Source organism: Pseudomonas sp. NPDC087614 (assembly GCF_044743485.1).
Taxonomy (GTDB): Bacteria; Pseudomonadota; Gammaproteobacteria; order Pseudomonadales; family Pseudomonadaceae; genus Aquipseudomonas; species Aquipseudomonas baetica_A.
In genome coordinates this window covers 1-602 of the sequence record NZ_JBIUWN010000135.1, presented here as the reverse complement: position 1 = coordinate 602, position 602 = coordinate 1, and the positions used below count along the sequence as shown (strand labels likewise).

The window sequence follows — 602 nt, the reverse complement described above, 5'->3', positions numbered from 1 at the left end:
CTTCTTCAAGAACTGCTCGTCGGTGGTCTCAACCGGTTCAGGTCCATGTACGACAGCTTGTAGTCTTTTGGCAGCGAAACGATCGAGACCACCGACGAGCAGTTCTTGAAGAAGTGCAGGTCGTGCAGCGCGGCGGCGTCGTAGCCGGAGTTCTTGTACTGCTCCAGCGAGGCGCGATAACGCTTGGATTCGATCGGCAGCAAGCTGATGCCCTCGATCGCCTGGGTCACTTTGTTGAAGTGCGGCAGGTCGATCGAGCGGAAGAACAGATCGTCGATGTTCAGGCGCTGTGGTTCTTTGTCGAACACCTTGAACTTGTCGCTGCTCGGCGGCGGCGTTTCCGGCACCACCGATTCGGCATAGGCAATCGCCACCGGGCCGGCCAGACTCATGAACAGGTCGTTGGCGTCGAGGCGAATGGTTTCGCCGATGTCGATGCCGGCGCGGCGGAAATAGTTCTGGTCGTAGTCAGTCGTGACCGCCTGCGCCGTCAGAATGTTGAAGATCTGCTGCGAGATGTACTGGTTGGCGTGCTTCTCCATCGCATTGACATCAATGTTCTGGATGTTGCCGTCATCGCTTTCTTCGGCGTAACGCATGAT

At 57.3% G+C, this 602-nt stretch carries 1 pseudogene; it reads right to left on the bottom strand.

Annotated features, from left to right (window positions below):
* Positions 1 to 26: 26 nt before the first annotated feature.
* Positions 27 to 602, bottom strand: a pseudogene (locus ACIOWA_RS27015) (hypothetical protein); the annotation flags it as partial.